Origin of the sequence: Paenibacillus sp. FSL H3-0333 (genome assembly GCF_038002805.1) — a bacterium.
Classification (GTDB): Bacteria; Bacillota; Bacilli; order Paenibacillales; family Paenibacillaceae; genus Paenibacillus_AQ; species Paenibacillus_AQ silagei.
In genome coordinates this window covers 5,827,652-5,844,232 of sequence record NZ_JBBODG010000001.1, presented here as the reverse complement: position 1 = coordinate 5,844,232, position 16,581 = coordinate 5,827,652, and the positions used below count along the sequence as shown (strand labels likewise).

Sequence of the window (16,581 nt, the reverse complement as noted above, 5' to 3'; positions counted from 1 at the left end):
AAAGCATTAAGCAGCAGTAAGCGGAGGCCGGGGGCCTCCGCTTATCTTTTTTTGAAATATAATGTATATGTTTCACGCTATATATTATCCTTCTATTTCTCGCCGAAACGATACCGTCCTTTAAAAGGACGGCAAAGCCTTTTCCACTTGTCCTATTTGCTCATATCGTAATCCGGCATTCCAATGGTAGAGAACCACTGACGGATCTGCTCCTGGTCCTTGGAGAAGGTAAGGCCCAGCTGAAGCAGGATTCTTGCCTTTTGCGGGAGTAAATCGCCTGCACCGATGATACCTTTGGCTCCGGTGTCGTATACTGCCCCTGAGCCTGCTCGCGTAGCGCTTACGAATAGAACACCCTTCTCGATAGCCGCCGTACGGGCTGCTTGCTGCGCGGTAGAGATCCCGCCGGCACCATGGCCCGCCGTTACAATCCCTCTTACTCCTTCATTAGCCAAGGATGTAATGGGCGCAGCGGAGGCTTCTGTATAGCTGTATACAACATCAACCTTAGCCAAATCCTCTGGCTGGATCGTACTGAGATCAAAAGGAGTTTTCCACTTCTCTGTTCCGGCATCCCTGACGCGGGCTGGCGCACGAACCGCACGAATCCGGTTCTCGTCTACCGTTCCCAGAGCGCCGTACCGGCCCCCGTCAAAGGTATCCAGGCGCAGCGCATCCGTCTTGGTAACTTCCCTGGCTGCAAAGAATTCATCATTCATCATCAAAACTGTACCATAGTAAGTGGTTTTCTGACTTGCAGCCAGCCGGATGGCATTCAGCAGATTAGCTTCTCCGTCGAAGGAGATCGTATTGGATTGTCGCATGGACCCGGTGAAGATAACGGGCTTCGGGCTGCGGACGGTGAGATCGGTCCAGTAAGCCAACTCCTCCATGATGTTGGTACCGGTAGTAACAACTACAGCATGAACAGCCGGGTTGGCCAGTTCCTTGTCGATAGCGATGGTAAGGTTGTATAAGTCCTTGGAGGTGGTTTGCGCAGAGCTGATATTGCTTAGCTCTGTACTGGTGACATTGGCTATTTTGGATAGCTCGGGCTGTAGTCTTTGGATAATATCATTAATGGATACCTTTGGCGTGCCATACGTCTGGAACAGCTCTCTGGAAGGGGAAGTGGAGGTAATGGTTCCTCCGACACCGACCACTACGACATTGGGAATGATTCTCCCGGGTGTGGTGACTTCGGCGGCCTTCGTGATAGAAGGGAAGGATAACATGGTGAAGAGAACCAACAGAGCGGTAAAGAGACTTAGACTTCTTTTGTGCATAAGATTCATAAGTGACCTCCTTTTAATTTGATTTCTGTGTAAGTATATATGACATTTATCATAAATGTCAAAATGATAATTTTACTTTTATGTAAAATAAATTCATAAATATGCATAAAAATTTAATAAAAATTAATTTTATGTGAATATACAAAACATATAAATGACACATACATTACATATAAGTCCGTAACGATGAGCGATCGCCCATCAGGTGTATAGAGGGGATTTCATCTGGAGCTGCAATTGCCGCACAAAAAGGCCGCCTTCATGCCTGGCCCCTCCTTAAAAAGTGGATGGGGTAAAGCATGAAAAGCGGCCGCTGCTTCACAACCTGCCTGTGGGAATGCGGTTAATCCTCCGGATGCCCATTGCTCATCCAGCTGTCCACACGCAGATCCCCAGTATAATCCTCGCGCGCAGAGATTTCAGCAAGCTTCTGCTCAGCTTCTTCACGAGTGGTGAAGCCGCCGATGACAGCAGCGAAATCACCAGAGGCTGTCTTCAAGAAGGTAACATCGTCATCCAGATAGATCTCTTCCAGGATAGCCAGTGATTCTCCCGGAGGCATTCCTTCACTGCGTACATAGTAGACTTCCTTAGATGCAGGGGCCTTGCCCTCTGCTGTCAGCTTCAGCTCAAGCGTACCCGGATTGCTGTACTCGGTAAGGGTATGGCGGGTACCTTCCTTCAGTTCAACCACGAACCGCATGGCGGAATCATCCAGGATGATATTTCTATACACATCACTGACCAGCGGAGAGGCCAGGATATCCTGCTCCAGCGCATCATAATCGAAGCTGCGGACACCGTTAAAGGTGAAGATCAGACGGTCCGGAGCCTCCCTCTGGTCGACTGTATAGGAAGGTACACTTGCGGCTGTATCGCCTTCCTGATCGAATACAATGCGGACGGTATCCTCTGCAGTAACGGTGCTCACGGCGGCTCCGTCGGTCCGCTCGCCTCCAGTCCCGAATTGCAGCACCTTCACGATGCTTCCGACTACGGGAACCTTAGACAGGGCGTTTGCTACATCGGGAATATTAACGACAAGCAGGCAGGCAATGATGGCTGCGGCCAGCGAGCTGTATCGTTTCAGCCGGACTGTTCTTCTCCGGGCCACTGCCTTTCTCTGCGCTGCCTCCAGAATGTTTCCAAGCTGTGCGGGAATTTCAATCTGTGCATAGCGGTCTTTTCCTGTCATATTCCCTCGACCTCCCCATCCTTTAAGTGAGCCTTCAGTTTGCCGATTATCTTGTAGAACCTGGTCTTGACGGTGTTCTCCGGCAGCTCCAGAATGTCCGCCATATCCTTAAAGCGCAAATCCTCAAAAAATTTCAGGATAATATACGCCTTCTCTTCCGGCAGTAGTCTGTCAAGAGCCTGGTACAGATCCAGCTTCTCTTCCAGTGGAACTGCATGCTCATCCCCGGTATAGCTCTGCGGGTGATCCTCCATGTAAGTCACCCGTTTGTTTCGGTTAAGATGGTCAATAGCGGTGTTGATGACAATCCGGGTCATCCAGGTCTCGAAATACTGCGGTGTCTTCATCCGTCCGAACGCAAGATACCCCTTATAGGTAGCCTCCGAGACAATTTCTAGCGCTTCATGCTCGTTTTTAACATAACAGTAGGCCTTGCGGAACAGGTTGTTCCGGCAGTCTTGAAGCTGTTCAGCGAATGGTTGGTATACTTGCGGCTGGGCTTTCAGTTCTTTCACTCCTTTATTGGCTTCTTGAAGCATTTGATTGACCATTAGACCGTCAAGGGGTGAAAATAGTTTCAACATCCTGCAAAAAGAATAAACCTGCGGGCACAGAGCCGCAGGCTGTAAAAGATTCTCGCTGAAACGGTACCGTTCTTTAAAAGGACGGCAAAGCCGTTTCCATTTGTCCCGAAGGATTACTTTGTCTCCAGATAGGCGATGCCCAGCGCTCCAGTGACCGGATTGCGGTAGGTCTCACACTCCACATCGAAGACCTCGCGGATTAATTCCTTCGTTAGAATATCCTCAGGGATTCCGCTGGCCGCGACCCGGCCTTCCTTCATGACATACAGATAGTCGCAGTATTCGGCGGCCAGGGTCAGATCATGGAGGGCGGCGAGAATGCCGATATCCAGCTTTCGGACGATATTCAGAATCTGCAGCTGGTATTTGATATCCAGATGGTTGGTCGGTTCGTCCAGAATCATGAATTCCGGCTGCTGGGCCAGCACACGCGCCAGAATGACACGCTGCTTCTCGCCGCCGGATAAGGAGTTATAGCTGCGGCCTATGTGCCCCTCAAGATTGACCTTGCGGAGTGCGGCCGAGACAATGTCAGCGTCCTGCTGGCTGTCGGTTTCCAGCATGCCCTTGTGGGGCGTCCGGCCCATCGCGACCATCTCCCGTACAGTAAAGTCGAAGCTCAGCTCGTTGAACTGGCCGACTACGCCCAGCTTCCGGGCGACAAGCTTCGGGCTGGACTTGATCACATTAAGCTCCGAGAGGAAGACCTCTCCCTGACGGGGCTTGATGACCTTGTAGATGCTTTTGAGCAGCGTCGACTTGCCGCAGCCGTTCGGGCCGATCAGACCGACGAATTGCTTGTTTTGAACCCTTAGCGAGACCTCCTGCACAATCTTCGCCTCACCGAAAGAGACACTTAGCCGTTCAACATTCAGATTCATCAGCTTTTCCCTCCGAAGGCGTAGCCTTTTCTAATCAGCATGTACATGAACATCGGCGCTCCAATCAGGGCGGTAATGATCCCGATCGGCAGCTCCACATTCGGGACGATCGTCCGGGCAATGACGTCCGTCCAGATCAGGAAGATCGCCCCGAACAGAATCGACGCCGGCAGCAGCCTGCGGTGGTCCGAACCCACCAGTCCCCGCACCAGATGGGGGATAATCAGTCCCACGAAGCCGATCATCCCGCAGCTGGCTACCATAACGCCGGTAATCAGCGCTGTGAGAATCATGTAGACTCTGCGGTAGGCACCCAGATGAATGCCCAGCGTAACCGCCGCCTCATCTCCGAGCAGCATGGCATTCAGCACACGGAACTGCGAGAGGAACAGGATAACGGCGAGCAGGACGGTGACCGAGATCAGCGGCAGCTTGTCCCAGCTGGAGGCGGCCAGGCTGCCCATTGTCCAGAAGGTAACCGTCTTGATGCCTTCGGCATTGTTCGCGAAATAGACGATAAAGTTGGCAAAAGCGGTACATAGAGCGTTAATGACCATTCCGGCCAGCACCAGCTTGACGGAGGTCATTTTGCCGCCCGCACTGGCAAGTGTGAGGACTAGCAGAGAAGCGCCAACCGCCCCTGCAAAAGCCCAAAAGGCGACTCCCGATTGGCCGAGCAGCCCCAGCGAGCCGAAGCCGATCAGGATGGCGAAGGTTGCGCCCAGCGAAGCGCCGGAGGAAATACCGAGTATGTATGGATCAGCCAGGGGATTCTGTACCGCCGCCTGCATGATCGTCCCGCACAGCGTAAGTCCGGCGCCGATGAACATCGCCATCAGGACACGCGGAAAGCGGATTTTCCAGATAATATCAACGAAAGAACCGTTCGTCAGCTCCTGCATATCACCAATCTGGATGCCTGTGATGTGATGAAGCAGAATCCGGTAGGATTGGGAGACAGGAATGTCCACCTGGCCGAAGGAGACCGCAGCCCCGGCAGACAGCAGGGTGATAATGAACAGGACGCCTATAACAGCCATGAAGCCGTAACGGGAATGAATGAGAGATTGCTTAGGCTGTGAAGGTACAGCTATATCGGTATGCATGTCAGTAATAAAGCTCCTTCATTGAAAGAATAGTAAGAAACACATAGCACAATAGGCCAGATACAAGGCCAGCGCTAGTACGCAGCGGTATGGTCTTTTTTAATATAAGGCACATTGAGAATGATTGTCAATGATAATAATTCTCATTGACATGCTGTCCAACTTTCTATATTCTACGGAGGTATCCCCTGCAAGGCTATGGGCTTAATGCCATACCCGCAGGATCAATAACATACATACAGAAAAGGGGACTTAAGAGAATGAAGAAAATATTCAAACGATATGTACCGCTGCTGGCGGTTCTGGTGATGGCAGTTATGCTGGCGGCTTGTTCATCAAGCACAAGCAATACGAAGGAAGCGGCGGCAACGGCTGCACCTGCATCGGCCAGTCCCGCACCGGCGGAGACTGCACCTGCGGCGGCCAAGACGGTATATCCGCTTACTCTTGAGAACCATACGAATAACGGGGAAGGCACCGAATGGACCGCGAAATCACAGACCTTCGATAAGGCTCCTGAGAAGGTAGTAGCGAATACCCAAGGTGCGGCGGAGCTGCTGATTAAGCTGGGGCTTACCGACAAAATGGTCGGAGTAGCGGCTCTCTACGGTGCAGGTGATCCGGCGGTTCAGGAAGAGTTTAAGAAGATTCCTGTGATTTCCCAGGACTATGCCAGCAAAGAGCTGGTTGTGGGCAGAGGCCCGGATCTGGTGATGGGGCGTGGCGGCCTGTTCGCGGATGCGGATTGGGGAGTAGGGACGGTAGGCGGACTCAATGAGCTGGGCATCAAGACCTTCGTGCAGAGCACCAGTCTGCAAGGGGCAACGCTTGACAGCCTGTACAAGGATATTGAACAGCTCGGCCAGATCTTTGATGTGCAGGAGAAGGCCACTGCCTACATCGCAGAGCTGAAGGAGCGTGCGGCGAAGCTGAAGGAGGGGGCGGCAGCCACAGGCGCCAAGACCTTCGCTTATGTATCTGATGGAGGCAACGGCGCGATCGCTGTCTATAGCGGGAATGTGGATACTTTTGCGGGAGATGTGCTGGGACTGCTTGGACTGACCAACAGCTACGCGGATGTGACCGGTGAGATCAGCAAGGAGCAATTGATTGCTACCAACCCGGATGTCCTGCTGATCTCGGTGTACACAGGCGGTATTGATGCTGACCAGTCGATAAAAGCGTTCTATGCCGATCCGTCACTGCAGAGTCTGAAGGCAATCCAGAACAAAGCGATCTATAAGATTGACTTCAACCAGTTCTGGGGATATAGCTATTCCATCTTTGACGGGGCGGAGAAGCTTGCGTCTGAGCTGGCTGCCGGGAAGTAAGACGAAGCTGCCTAATGGTTAATGATAAGCGTTACTTTGTCCATAAGAGCTAATAAACACCTGAAAAACAAGCAGCCTGAGCGGTCACGGTAAAGTGACGGTTCAGGCTGTTTGTTGGTTTATGCTTGTGCACTCTCATAAATATTCATGACCACCTGCTGAATCGGCAGCTCCTTGACCGAAATATCCGAGAAGCCGTGCTTGCGGGAGATATTCTCCAGAAAATCGCTGATCGAGATGCGGGCGGTGTCCACCTCCAGCGTAACCTGGAAGTCTGAGGGCCGCTCAACCACCTTGGTGTAATCGTTGTCGAAGGGGGTGTTCTGCACAGACTCTACGAAGGTAAAGCTGACCTGCTTCTTCTCTCCCAGAAAGACTTTAAGCCGCTGCAGCGAATCATCGAACACCTTCTCGCCATGGTTAATGACGATGACCCGGTGCGCCAGCTCCTCCACATCCTCCAAATCATGGGTAGTAAGGATACAGGTCATATTCAGCTTCTTGTTCATCTGGCGGATGAATTCGCGGATCTTGACCTTGGCGATCACATCCAGCCCGATCGTCGGCTCATCCAGGAACAGGATGTCCGGCTGGTGCAGCATGGCCATGACGAATTCGCATTTCATGCGTTCGCCCAGCGACAGCACCCGGGTAGGCTTCTCAATGACCTGGGAGATTTCCAGCAGCGCCGCGAGCTCCTCCAGCCGATGATTGAAATCCGGGGTGGAGATTCCGTAGATGGCCTTGTTCATATTGAAGCTGTCGATGGGCGGAATATCCCAGATAAGCTGGGATTTCTGGCCGAAGACAGCTCCGATTTTACCGACATACCGCTTCCGGTCACGGGCCGGGGAATAGCCGAGGACCGAAATCTCCCCGCTTGTCGGGTAGAGTGCGCCGCAGAGCATTTTGATGGTCGTCGATTTGCCGGCCCCGTTAGGCCCCAGCATGCCGCAGATTTCGCCCTGCTCAATGGCAAAGCTGATATCGTTCACAGCCTGGACCGAGACTTCTTCACGCTTGAAGAAGCTCCTGAAGGTCTGCCCCATGCCTGCGCCCCGCTTATAAGTGGTGTATGTCTTCGTTAAATGCTTCACATCTATAACCGGCATCAGCCGCCAACCCCCTCATATAATCTGATCATGTGCCGGTAGACCCAAATGCCTGCCCAGAGAAAGACAAAGCAGGGCAGTATCGCTACAAAATCACTGGCTCCTACCCGGCCAAGCAGCGCCGAGGCCGGGAGGAAGCCGACCATGCCCACAGGAATAATCATCGTCGCTGCCGCCTGCACCGCCTTCGGGAAGATCGGCAGCGGATACTTGCCGACACTCAGTACACTGTCTGCCAGCTCGGAAATCCGCGAATTACCGACCCATTTGAAAGACATCGCCGCCATCATCAGTGATAATCCGGCCAGGACTGCCGTTCCGGCGAAGAACATGCCTGCGAATTGCAGCCAGGCTAAGGCCGGAATCGCGCCTACATGCCAGGCGGAGAATACGAATAACGCCGCTCCGCCCAGGAACAGCCCGGCACTTTCGGTGGAGAAGGTCGTAGCCACAAGGTAGAACAGCGGATTCAGCGGCTTAAGCAGCACTACCTCGAAGCTGCCCTCCCGGACATGCGACATGGTGGTCCACATGACCCCTCCGAAGACAAGGCTGGAGAGGCCGCTGGACATCGTGAATACGGACTGGATCAACAAGACCTCGTATAAGCTCCAGCCGGGGAAGCTGGTGCCTGCCCGGTAGATCAGCAGGGTCACCAGCGGAAACAGTATATTACCGATGAGGGTAATCAGACTGCTGACGATGAAGTTCATCCTATAAGCCGAAGCCGTCTGCACGGCGGAGTACATGCACTGCTTGTATACATCTACATACCTTTTCATGTCAAGAATGTTCCTTTCTTCGGGGCATTCATTCACGCGCCGACCGCGGTAAACTGCTTCATGGCCCGGCGGCGGACCAGCTCATTGCACCCGAACATTACCAGCACAGCCGCTCCCTGCATGCCGACAGCCTCCGGAATGGATAACTCCAGGCCGCCGAGTGAATAATGGCCGGTGAACACCATGGCAGGCATATAAGCAATGTATTGAAATGGCAGGAACAACTGGGTCACCTGCAGCCAGTGCGGGAAGAAATCCAGCGGAATGAGCGCACCTGAGAAAATCCCCGACACCAGCATGAACGCGCTACGTATGCCCCCTGACTGCACCAGCCAGAAGGAGGTGAGGCCAATCGTATAGTTGACATAGAAATTCATCAGAAAAGCGAGCAGCACGGACACTATGGTCCACGGCAGGCTTGCCGGCCGCATATCGATGCCGAAGATAAAGATAAAAATCAGCAGGCACGGCAGAAATTCAAACACGAAGCCGAGGAAGCGGTGTCCGAGCTTCTGGAACAGCGCGAAGGAACGGTGATCGACCGGACGCAGATGGAAGGTCAGAAACTTGCCGGTGCGGACAAGCATCGACAGATTCCAGTCGGCGAAATCCATGATCAGGTAGCCAATCAGCGCCGTTGCCCCGAAGTAGCGGATCATTTGCTGGAGATCAAGCCCGCCCAGTGTAGCCTGCCCTCCATAGACTGCGGTCCAGATGAAATATTGCACCATAAAATAGACAGGACCGACAATTACGGACACCAGGGAGTGGGTGCGGTAGGCACTCCACTCCTTATAGGTTACCGCCGCCACGGAGCGGCAGATCCTCCAGTTATGCTTGAGACGGTTCATCAGATCACGCCTGACCAGATAATATTGGTGACATTGAACAGCGCCTCCGCGTACCAGTTATCGTCCTTGAACGGCACGAACCATACCGCAGCAAGCTGCTCGGCAGGGTCCATCACCATACAGCAGGCTCCGGCTCCTTCATGGAAATAACTGCCCTCGGAGTAAAAGAAGGCGGGACCCTTCCGCATATCCAGTCCAATGCCGTAGCTCCGGTCTTTGACATCATTGCCCCAACAGTAGTCGGGAACCCCGTAGAGTGTACGGGTGGTGAGCTTCTCGACGGCTTTGCGGCCGAGAATGCGGGTCTCGCCCAGTCGGCCCATGCCCAGCAGCATGTTGGCGAAGCGGATCAGGTCAGCCGGTGTGGAGGACAGCCCTCCGCCGGTGCTGGATACCGTCTCCCACAGCTTTTCTGCCGCAGAGACCTCGGGCTGGATGCCTTGGGCCAGCTCATTCAACTGCTTCTCCCGCATTTCGTTGCGGATAATGAAGCGCCCCGCCAGCTCCGGCGTCGGCTCCCACATCGTATCCCTCATGCCGAGCGGCTTCAGGATGTTCTCCTCTATGTACTGCTCGGCGGTAACGCCAGTCACCTTCTTGATAATCTCGCCAAGAATACAGAAGCCGAAGGAGCAGTATTGCCATTCCTCGCCTACCTTCTTATTCACGCCGCAGCTCAGCGCGGCGGTGATCCAGTCCGGCTCCCCGTCCTCCGGCCTGTAGCTGTCGAAGTATTCGCCGATGAGCTGCCAATAGCTTTTGTGATAGGGAATCATGCTGCCCGCGCAGTCGGGAAACAGGCCGGAAGTATGGGTAAGCAGGCTGTAGATATCGATTTTGGCAAAAGGCTCCACGTTAAACGGTTTCAGAAAAGTGCCGACGGGAAGGTCCAGCCGGAGCACGCCATCCTCCACAAGCTTGGCTATGGCCACGGAGGTAATGGCTTTGGTGATTGAAGCAATTCTATGAACGGTAGTCGGCAACAACGGCTCCGTCCGCTCTTCGCGGTAGGAGAGGGGGCCGATGGCGCCGTGCATGAACGTCTTGCCGTATCTGGATATACAATATGAGGCGGCTTGAATCTTTTTGTCATCGATCAGTTGCTGGAAGTGGGTATGCAATACCCCGATTCTTGTAGCGTCATAATTCACCTCTGCCGGTGAGCAGTCGGTAATGCCTGGAGTGTACAGCATAAAGGTATATGCCTCCTCGAAGGTTGTGGCGCTGAGCGAACCAGCTATGCCCAGGGAAATACGCCCAGGCTTCAGTATATCTTCCATATAGTGTTAGTTACAATGGGGAGTTTGGTTTATAACCAATTTCTCCGGCTCAAAAAGAGGGGTGAACAGGACAAATAGAGAAATAAAAGCATGATAAATATTTCACAGAACGGAAGGACAATGAATCACATCATGACAACAAAGCTGTTAACCAAAAGTATTACGTTCATGCAAGCCCTGGCCCTGGTGGTCGGGATGATTATCGGATCGGGGATTTTTTTGAAGCCCGGAATTGTATTGAATAATGCGGGTAGCCCGTGGATGAGTATTCTGGCCTGGGGTGTTGGAGGGATCATTACCCTGGCTTCGGCGCTTAGTGTGGCGGAGATCGCTGCGGCCATTCCGAAGTCGGGAGGCCTATATACTTATTTAAGTGAATTGTACGGAGGGATATTCGGCTATCTGCTCGGCTGGGTGCAGGCGGTGATCTCTTATCCGGCTTCTGTGGCGGCGCTGGCCATTGCCTTCGCGACCTATTCCGGTTACTTCCTGCCGCTGAATGCATGGCAGCAGAAGCTGCTTGCCGTGGGCATTCTGGGCTTCATTCTGTTGATGAATGTTATAGCGACGAAGTTCGGCGGGATCATTCAGACGGTGGCTACGGTTGGGAAGCTGATTCCGGTGGCGGGCATTGTGGGCGTCGGACTGTTCTCGGATCTGGCTCCCGGCTTCGGCGGCATCGGCACAGCGGCTTCGGGTGCAGGCTTCGGGGCTGCGGTGCTCGGCACACTCTGGGCTTATGACGGCTGGATCAGCGTAACCAATATGGCGGGAGAGATCAAAGACCCGGCCAGGACGCTGCCGAAGGTCATTTCGATCGGTGTTATTTTTGTCATCGCCGTGTATGTATTGTTCAATATTGCGGTGTTCCAGGCGCTGCCCTATGACCAGATTGTGTCGTCCCTGACTCCGGGTGCCGATGCAGCAGAGGCGCTGTTCGGTAGCGGCGGCGGAGCCTTTATTACGGCAGGCATTATTGTCTCTGTGCTGGGTGCACTGAACGGTTATCTCATGACCGCAGCACGGGTGCCGCAGGCGATGGGGGAGCGGGGACAGCTTCCGTTCTCCCGGGTGCTGAGCAGCATTCATCCGAAGTTCCAGACACCGGCGAATGCGCTTGTTTTTCAGAGTATACTGGCCGTGATCTATACCTTCTCCGGGACCTTCAATACGCTGACCGATCTGCTAGTGTTCGTGCTCTGGATCTTCTTCACGATGGGCGTGTTCGGCGTATTCCTTCTGCGCAGGAAGCTGCCGCCCGTACAAGGCCGCTACCGCGTGCCGCTCTATCCGTTCACCCCGATTCTCGGCGTAGCAGGAGGACTCTATATCCTGGGCAGCACGATCATCAGTGATCCGCTGCGCTCACTTATAGGGATTGGCATCACGCTTGCCGGACTCCCCGTGTATGTGGTGATGATGCGGAAGAATCGCGTGTAGACAGCTGTTCATAGCCGGGTGTGAGAAACTTTTAATAAAACAGTTGACAGCGCCCGTTCAAAAAAAGTATACTATGAAAGTACTTTTGAGCGGACGCAGTCAGCTTAGAGATAATCGTCTAGAAGAATCATACATAGACACCATACGGACTCTTAGCTCAGTTGGTAGAGCAGTAGACTCTTAATCTATTTGTCCAGGGTTCGAGCCCCTGAGAGTCCATCCCTTAAGAAACGGCAGAAATGCCGTTTTTTTGCTGTACAGGAAATTATAATTCCTCCTGTTGTGGACAAGGTGAGTCTACATTTGTAGAAAAGAGCTCTTTGAATGATTCGTAGAGTGACTTGGTTGCTGAATGGGGCTGAAGGGTCGCCGAGAGAGCAGGAGTGTATCTAATTTCATCGGTAAAAGGCTGAATGTATGCTAAAAACCGAGTACAAACGGCTGGTACAGCGGTATATAGGCCAAATGTATGTGGAAAACAGCATACATTCTGTTCACATGCAGGCGCATGGCTCAAATGTATGCGGAAAACAGCATACATTGTGCTGGCATGCAGGCGCATGGCCCGAATGTATGTGGAAAACAGCATACATTGTGCTGGCATGCAGGCGCGTGGGCCAAATGAGGAGCACTAATGCATCTCATTCGGCCCAATCGCAGGTTAAATCAGCAAATCAGGTACACTAGTGCTAGTCCGTGGATAGCAAGCCCATCCGAACGCCGTTACATATGCTCCGCAAGCTGCACCTCGAAGCCGTCCGGGTCCAGGATATAGAAGAAGCGCAGGCTGGGATTCGGCGCGATGGGGCCGCGGGCTACCGGGATTCCTTCCTTGCTAAGCTCCGCCATAGCCTCGTCCAGCGACCCGACCTCGAACCCTACAGACACTCCGCACTCCGGCTTCACCGGCGGATCACTTCCCTCTATGAGCTCAAGCTTGGGCTGCCCCTCTATCCCCAGCATGACGATCTGCTTCCCTCTGCTCTCGAATCTGCGCTCCACAGGAAGCCCTAGAATTCTGTGATAGAAATCAAGGGAAGCCTCCAGATTGCGTACCCTGAGTGTAATCCAATTCATCGTGAGCTCCATCATGATCCATCCTTTGCTGTATATTTCAGTTGCTGCTAAGATAAGCTATCCGCATATTTTAACATATTCGATCAGGAGGTTATAACAATGAACATAACAACTATAGAAGCTGGCGGCACGATCATCGCTGTAGTGAGCGGCAACGAAGCCGTGGTGGCTGATGTCCAGAGTGCACTGGATCTTATGGCAACGGTACGCTATGAGACCGACTGTGACCGGATCGTGATCCATAAGGCGCTGCTGAGCGAGGAGTTCTTCGACCTCAAGACTCGGCTGGCCGGTGAGATTCTGCAGAAGTTCATTAACTATCAGGTGAAGGTAGCGGTAGCGGGTGATTTCAGCAGCTATACCAGCGGCAGTCTGCGTGATTTCATCTATGAATGCAACCAGGGGAAGGATATATTTTTCGTAGCGGATGAGCAGCATGCGGTTGAGCGGTTGAGTCGGGTCTAGAATTTCGTAGCGTCAGAGCAGGAGACTGCAATTCGTTAGTCCGGCCTCTATACAACCGGTAGTGGAACCGGAAACCCCGGATATGATAAGCTCATGGAATCAGGGCAGCCCTGAACCAAGGAGGGAAAAGTTATGAGCAGCTTAATATCAGGTGAGGTCTATTCCGGGTTTGAAGTCATACGCAAGGAGTACATACGGGAAATCGAATCCTCCGTATACACGCTGGAGCATCAGCAGAGCGGCGCACGGCTGCTCTATGTACAGAATCAGGATGACAATAAGGTGTTCAGTGTCACGTTCCGGACTCCGCCTGCGGACAGCACGGGAGTGTTTCACATTCTGGAGCATTCGGTCCTCTGCGGCTCCGACAAATTCCCGGTAAAGGAACCGTTCGTGGAGCTGCTGAAGGGCTCGATGAAGACGTTCCTGAACGCTTTTACCTTTGGCGACAAAACGATGTATCCGGTAGCCAGCCAGAATGACCAGGATTTCGCCAATCTGATGGAGGTCTATCTGGACAGCGTCTTTCAGCCGAATATTTACAGTCAGCCGGAGATCTTCGAGCAGGAGGGCTGGCACTATGAGCTGCCGCATTCCGGGGATGAGCTGATCTACAAGGGCGTTGTCTACAATGAGATGAAGGGCTCGTATTCCTCGCCGGTGACGGTGCTGATTGACCGGATCAAAAAATCGCTCTACCCGGGTACGATCTACCGTCACTCCTCCGGCGGTGATCCGCAGCATATCCCTGCCTTGACCTATGAACAGTTTCTGGAGGCGCACCGGAATTATTATCACCCCTCGAACAGTTATTTCTATCTCTATGGCGACCTGAATATCGAAGCACGGCTGCAGTTTATCCATGAGGAATACCTCAGCCGCTATACCCGCAAGGCTATGGATACTTCGATTGCACTACAGGCACCGACCGGCATGACCCAGCTTACGGCGGAGTATCCCATTCTGGAGACGGAAACGGCTGCCGACAAGACATACTTGAGCTTGAATTATGTAATGGGCACCTCTTTGGACCGGGAGCTCAATCTGGCCTTTGCCATTCTGAAAAGCATGCTGATGGACAGCAACGCCGCCCCGCTGAAGCAAGCGCTGCTGGAGAGCGGCCTTGGCAAGGATGTGGTTGCTTTTTATTCGGATAGCATGGCTCAGCCTATGCTGGGTATTGCACTGACGCATTCCAACCCCGGTGCCAAGGAAGAATTCGTGAATCTCGTCAGAGCTACCTTAAGCCGCCTTGCAGCGGACGGACTGGACGAGAAGCTGGTGCTGGCTGCGGTGAACAGCAAGGAATTTGAACTGCGGGAAGCCGATTTCAGCCAATATCCGAAGGGTCTCACCTACAACATGGAAGTGATGAAGGCCTGGCTGTATGACGGCTTGCCGTCCACGTATCTGGAGTATGAAGCAGCGATTACGGCGATCCGTGAGCAAAGTGGCGAGCGGTATTTCGAGCGCCTGATTGAGACCTACCTGCTGAACAGTAACCACTGTAGTGTCGTTGTCCTCCAGCCCTCTCAGACTCTGGCGGGGGAAAAGGATGCGGCGGTCCGCAGCCGTCTGGCGTCATACAAAGCGTCTTTGGCCCCGGTACAGCTGGATGAGCTGGTGCTTAGCACGCAGAAGCTGCTGGCCCGGCAGAACACTCCAGACCCCGCAGAGGAGCTGGAGAAGCTGCCGAAGCTGACCCTCCAGGACGTTAACCCTATTGCCCCGGCCGGGGTACCCACAGTGGAGGTTGCGCTGGGCGGGATTAAGGTGCTGCATCATGAAGTGGCTGCCGGTGCCATCGCCTATATCAAGCTGTACTGGGACACCAGCGTGCTTGCCGCGCAGCAGATCCCTTATCTGGAGCTGCTGGCGAGAGTGCTCGGACAGCTGGAGACGGAAGCCTACAGTATTGAGGAGCTGACCAGTGAGATCGGGATTACTACGGGCGGCATCCGTTTTCAGAATGAGGTGTTCGGAGCCGGGAAGTCTGCGGAAGGAAGCTATCAGGCCAAATTCAGCGCGCGGATCAAGGTCATGCAGGGCAACATCGGCGGTTCCCTGAAGCTGCTGCATGAGCTGCTCTACGGCAGCAATCTGGATAACCTGTCCAAGCTGCAGGAGATTGTCCGCCGGGAAGCCTCCGGGATGGAAGCGATGCTGACCCAGAAAGGCAATGAGATTGCAGCCAGCCGGGTGCTGTCCTACTTCTCGGATCGGGGGATGTACGAAGAGCAGCTTAGCGGCGTGGCGTATTACCGCTTCATCAAGGAGCTGGCCCGCACCATTGACCAGCAGGCTGAGGGGCTTGCGGATACCTTGAAGGAAATCTGCGGGCTGTTGTTCAATACGCAGAATCTGACGCTCTCCATCACCGGTACGGCGGATTCGTATGCGGAATTCGCCGCACATGTGCAGGAGCTGAACCTGAGCAGACGGGTAGTAGAGTCCCAGCCGCTCTTATCAGCACAGGGGCAGGCGGTCAACGAAGGCTTCATGTCCGCGAGCCAGGTACAGTATGTAGTCAAAGGTTATGACTATAAGAAGCTGGGCTTCGCCTATTCTGGCAAGCTGCAGGTGCTCAAGAAGATCCTCAGCCTGACCTACCTGTGGAATACGGTCCGGGTCAAGGGCGGTGCGTATGGCGGCAATCTGCTTTTGCGCCGCGACGGGGTACTCCTGTTCACTTCCTACCGCGATCCGAACCTGCTGGAGACGCTGGAGGTCTATGACCGGGCTTCCTTGTTTGCCGGAGATTATGCAGCAGATGAAGCGGAGATGGAGAGGGCGATTATCGGGACCCTGGCCATGCTGGACCAGCCGCTGAGTCCCGGTGCTTCAGGCCGTCAGGCGGACCGGCATTATTTCGAGCAGATTACGGCGGAAGACCTTCAGCAGGAGCGTAATGAAATCCTGTCGGCCACAGCCGGGGATATCAGGAGCTATGCCAGTCTGCTTGAGGCGGTAATGCAGCAGAATTACTTCTGTGTCGTCGGAGGCGAATCCAAGCTGAAATCAGCCTCCAGCGCCTTTGGCAGCCTGGAGGAGCTGGTGAAATAAGCGGAAGCGGCTACGATTAGCCAGCTAACATACAATAGGGTGCCTCAAGAGCTGTTGACACAGCCGGGGCGCCCTGTTTGCTGCGGGTTAAAGTTTTCTTTGAATATTTGACTATTTAG

At 53.6% G+C, this 16,581-nt stretch carries 14 protein-coding genes and 1 tRNA gene; 5 read left to right on the top strand and 10 right to left on the bottom strand.

Annotated features, from left to right (window positions below; genetic code table 11):
* Positions 1 to 152: 152 nt before the first annotated feature.
* From MHH78_RS25850 to MHH78_RS25830, 5 genes are all read right to left on the bottom strand, one after another.
* Positions 153 to 1,295 (bottom strand): asparaginase, encoded by a 1,143-nt coding sequence (locus MHH78_RS25850; RefSeq protein ID WP_341169286.1) that lies wholly within the window; start codon positions 1,293 to 1,295, stop codon positions 153 to 155.
* A gap of 343 nt (positions 1,296 to 1,638) precedes the next feature.
* Positions 1,639 to 2,490, bottom strand: coding sequence for a hypothetical protein (locus MHH78_RS25845; RefSeq protein ID WP_341169285.1), 852 nt, complete (start codon positions 2,488 to 2,490; stop codon positions 1,639 to 1,641).
* Complete coding sequence (locus MHH78_RS25840; protein WP_036725537.1) at positions 2,487 to 3,005, bottom strand: sigma-70 family RNA polymerase sigma factor; 519 nt, start codon at positions 3,003 to 3,005, stop codon at positions 2,487 to 2,489. The genes MHH78_RS25845 and MHH78_RS25840 overlap by 4 nt, the downstream gene beginning before the upstream one ends.
* A gap of 182 nt (positions 3,006 to 3,187) precedes the next feature.
* Positions 3,188 to 3,955: an ABC transporter ATP-binding protein gene (locus MHH78_RS25835; RefSeq protein WP_341169284.1), complete on the bottom strand. Its 768-nt coding sequence runs from the start codon at positions 3,953 to 3,955 to the stop codon at positions 3,188 to 3,190.
* The gene (locus tag MHH78_RS25830; protein WP_341169283.1) at positions 3,955 to 5,061 is read right to left on the bottom strand and encodes a FecCD family ABC transporter permease; all 1,107 of its coding nucleotides are present in this window, start codon (positions 5,059 to 5,061) and stop codon (positions 3,955 to 3,957) included. The genes MHH78_RS25835 and MHH78_RS25830 overlap by 1 nt, the downstream gene beginning before the upstream one ends.
* Positions 5,062 to 5,321: 260 nt before the next feature.
* Here MHH78_RS25830 and MHH78_RS25825 point away from each other — a divergent pair, with 260 nt between their 5' ends.
* Entirely contained in the window at positions 5,322 to 6,392 is a 1,071-nt protein-coding gene (locus MHH78_RS25825; protein WP_341169282.1) for an ABC transporter substrate-binding protein, read from the top strand.
* A gap of 119 nt (positions 6,393 to 6,511) precedes the next feature.
* On the opposite strand, the gene MHH78_RS25820 is transcribed toward MHH78_RS25825, so the two are convergent.
* Genes MHH78_RS25820 through MHH78_RS25805 form a run of 4 tightly spaced genes read right to left on the bottom strand, consistent with a single transcriptional unit; the run spans position 6,512 to position 10,330 of the window.
* Positions 6,512 to 7,504 carry an ABC transporter ATP-binding protein gene (locus tag MHH78_RS25820; RefSeq protein WP_341169281.1) on the bottom strand — a complete coding sequence of 331 codons (993 nt, stop codon included), beginning with the start codon at positions 7,502 to 7,504 and terminating at the stop codon, positions 6,512 to 6,514.
* A complete protein-coding gene (locus tag MHH78_RS25815; RefSeq protein ID WP_341169280.1) occupies positions 7,504 to 8,286 on the bottom strand; it encodes an ABC transporter permease in 783 nt (260 codons plus the stop codon). Before MHH78_RS25815 ends, MHH78_RS25820 begins: the two co-directional genes overlap by 1 nt.
* 32 nt (positions 8,287 to 8,318) lie before the next feature.
* Positions 8,319 to 9,137: an ABC transporter permease gene (locus MHH78_RS25810; protein ID WP_076085067.1), complete on the bottom strand. Its 819-nt coding sequence runs from the start codon at positions 9,135 to 9,137 to the stop codon at positions 8,319 to 8,321.
* Positions 9,137 to 10,330 carry a serine hydrolase domain-containing protein gene (locus MHH78_RS25805; RefSeq protein ID WP_340954431.1) on the bottom strand — a complete coding sequence of 398 codons (1,194 nt, stop codon included), beginning with the start codon at positions 10,328 to 10,330 and terminating at the stop codon, positions 9,137 to 9,139. Before MHH78_RS25805 ends, MHH78_RS25810 begins: the two co-directional genes overlap by 1 nt.
* A 219-nt stretch (positions 10,331 to 10,549) precedes the next feature.
* Between MHH78_RS25805 and MHH78_RS25800 the strand changes: the two genes are divergently transcribed.
* Together MHH78_RS25800 and MHH78_RS25795 are read left to right on the top strand one after the other, a co-directional pair.
* The gene (locus tag MHH78_RS25800) at positions 10,550 to 11,857 is read left to right on the top strand and encodes an APC family permease (RefSeq protein ID WP_341169279.1); all 1,308 of its coding nucleotides are present in this window, start codon (positions 10,550 to 10,552) and stop codon (positions 11,855 to 11,857) included.
* A gap of 146 nt (positions 11,858 to 12,003) precedes the next feature.
* Positions 12,004 to 12,076, top strand: a tRNA-Lys gene (locus MHH78_RS25795).
* A gap of 504 nt (positions 12,077 to 12,580) precedes the next feature.
* On the opposite strand, the gene MHH78_RS25790 is transcribed toward MHH78_RS25795, so the two are convergent.
* A complete protein-coding gene (locus MHH78_RS25790; RefSeq protein ID WP_341169278.1) occupies positions 12,581 to 12,934 on the bottom strand; it encodes a VOC family protein in 354 nt (117 codons plus the stop codon).
* A gap of 99 nt (positions 12,935 to 13,033) precedes the next feature.
* Here MHH78_RS25790 and MHH78_RS25785 point away from each other — a divergent pair, with 99 nt between their 5' ends.
* Together MHH78_RS25785 and MHH78_RS25780 are read left to right on the top strand one after the other, a co-directional pair.
* Positions 13,034 to 13,399 (top strand): DUF4180 domain-containing protein, encoded by a 366-nt coding sequence (locus MHH78_RS25785; RefSeq protein WP_341169277.1) that lies wholly within the window; start codon positions 13,034 to 13,036, stop codon positions 13,397 to 13,399.
* A 132-nt stretch (positions 13,400 to 13,531) separates the two neighbouring features.
* Entirely contained in the window at positions 13,532 to 16,462 is a 2,931-nt protein-coding gene (locus MHH78_RS25780) for an insulinase family protein (RefSeq protein ID WP_341169276.1), read from the top strand.
* The last annotated feature ends 119 nt before the right edge of the window (positions 16,463 to 16,581 follow it).

What these genes read in the sequence shown, in the direction of transcription:
- MHH78_RS25850 (WP_341169286.1), bottom strand. Translation starts at nt 1,295, where the DNA reads ATGAATCTTATGCACAAAAGAAGTCTAAGTCTCTTTACCGCTCTGTTG.
- MHH78_RS25845 (WP_341169285.1), bottom strand. Translation starts at nt 2,490, where the DNA reads ATGACAGGAAAAGACCGCTATGCACAGATTGAAATTCCCGCACAGCTT.
- MHH78_RS25835 (WP_341169284.1), bottom strand. Translation starts at nt 3,955, where the DNA reads ATGAATCTGAATGTTGAACGGCTAAGTGTCTCTTTCGGTGAGGCGAAG.
- MHH78_RS25830 (WP_341169283.1), bottom strand. Translation starts at nt 5,061, where the DNA reads ATGCATACCGATATAGCTGTACCTTCACAGCCTAAGCAATCTCTCATT.
- MHH78_RS25825 (WP_341169282.1), top strand. Translation starts at nt 5,322, where the DNA reads ATGAAGAAAATATTCAAACGATATGTACCGCTGCTGGCGGTTCTGGTG.
- MHH78_RS25820 (WP_341169281.1), bottom strand. Translation starts at nt 7,504, where the DNA reads ATGCCGGTTATAGATGTGAAGCATTTAACGAAGACATACACCACTTAT.
- MHH78_RS25815 (WP_341169280.1), bottom strand. Translation starts at nt 8,286, where the DNA reads ATGAAAAGGTATGTAGATGTATACAAGCAGTGCATGTACTCCGCCGTG.
- MHH78_RS25810 (WP_076085067.1), bottom strand. Translation starts at nt 9,137, where the DNA reads ATGAACCGTCTCAAGCATAACTGGAGGATCTGCCGCTCCGTGGCGGCG.
- MHH78_RS25805 (WP_340954431.1), bottom strand. Translation starts at nt 10,330, where the DNA reads ATGCTGTACACTCCAGGCATTACCGACTGCTCACCGGCAGAGGTGAAT.
- MHH78_RS25800 (WP_341169279.1), top strand. Translation starts at nt 10,550, where the DNA reads ATGACAACAAAGCTGTTAACCAAAAGTATTACGTTCATGCAAGCCCTG.
- MHH78_RS25790 (WP_341169278.1), bottom strand. Translation starts at nt 12,934, where the DNA reads ATGAATTGGATTACACTCAGGGTACGCAATCTGGAGGCTTCCCTTGAT.
- MHH78_RS25785 (WP_341169277.1), top strand. Translation starts at nt 13,034, where the DNA reads ATGAACATAACAACTATAGAAGCTGGCGGCACGATCATCGCTGTAGTG.
- MHH78_RS25780 (WP_341169276.1), top strand. Translation starts at nt 13,532, where the DNA reads ATGAGCAGCTTAATATCAGGTGAGGTCTATTCCGGGTTTGAAGTCATA.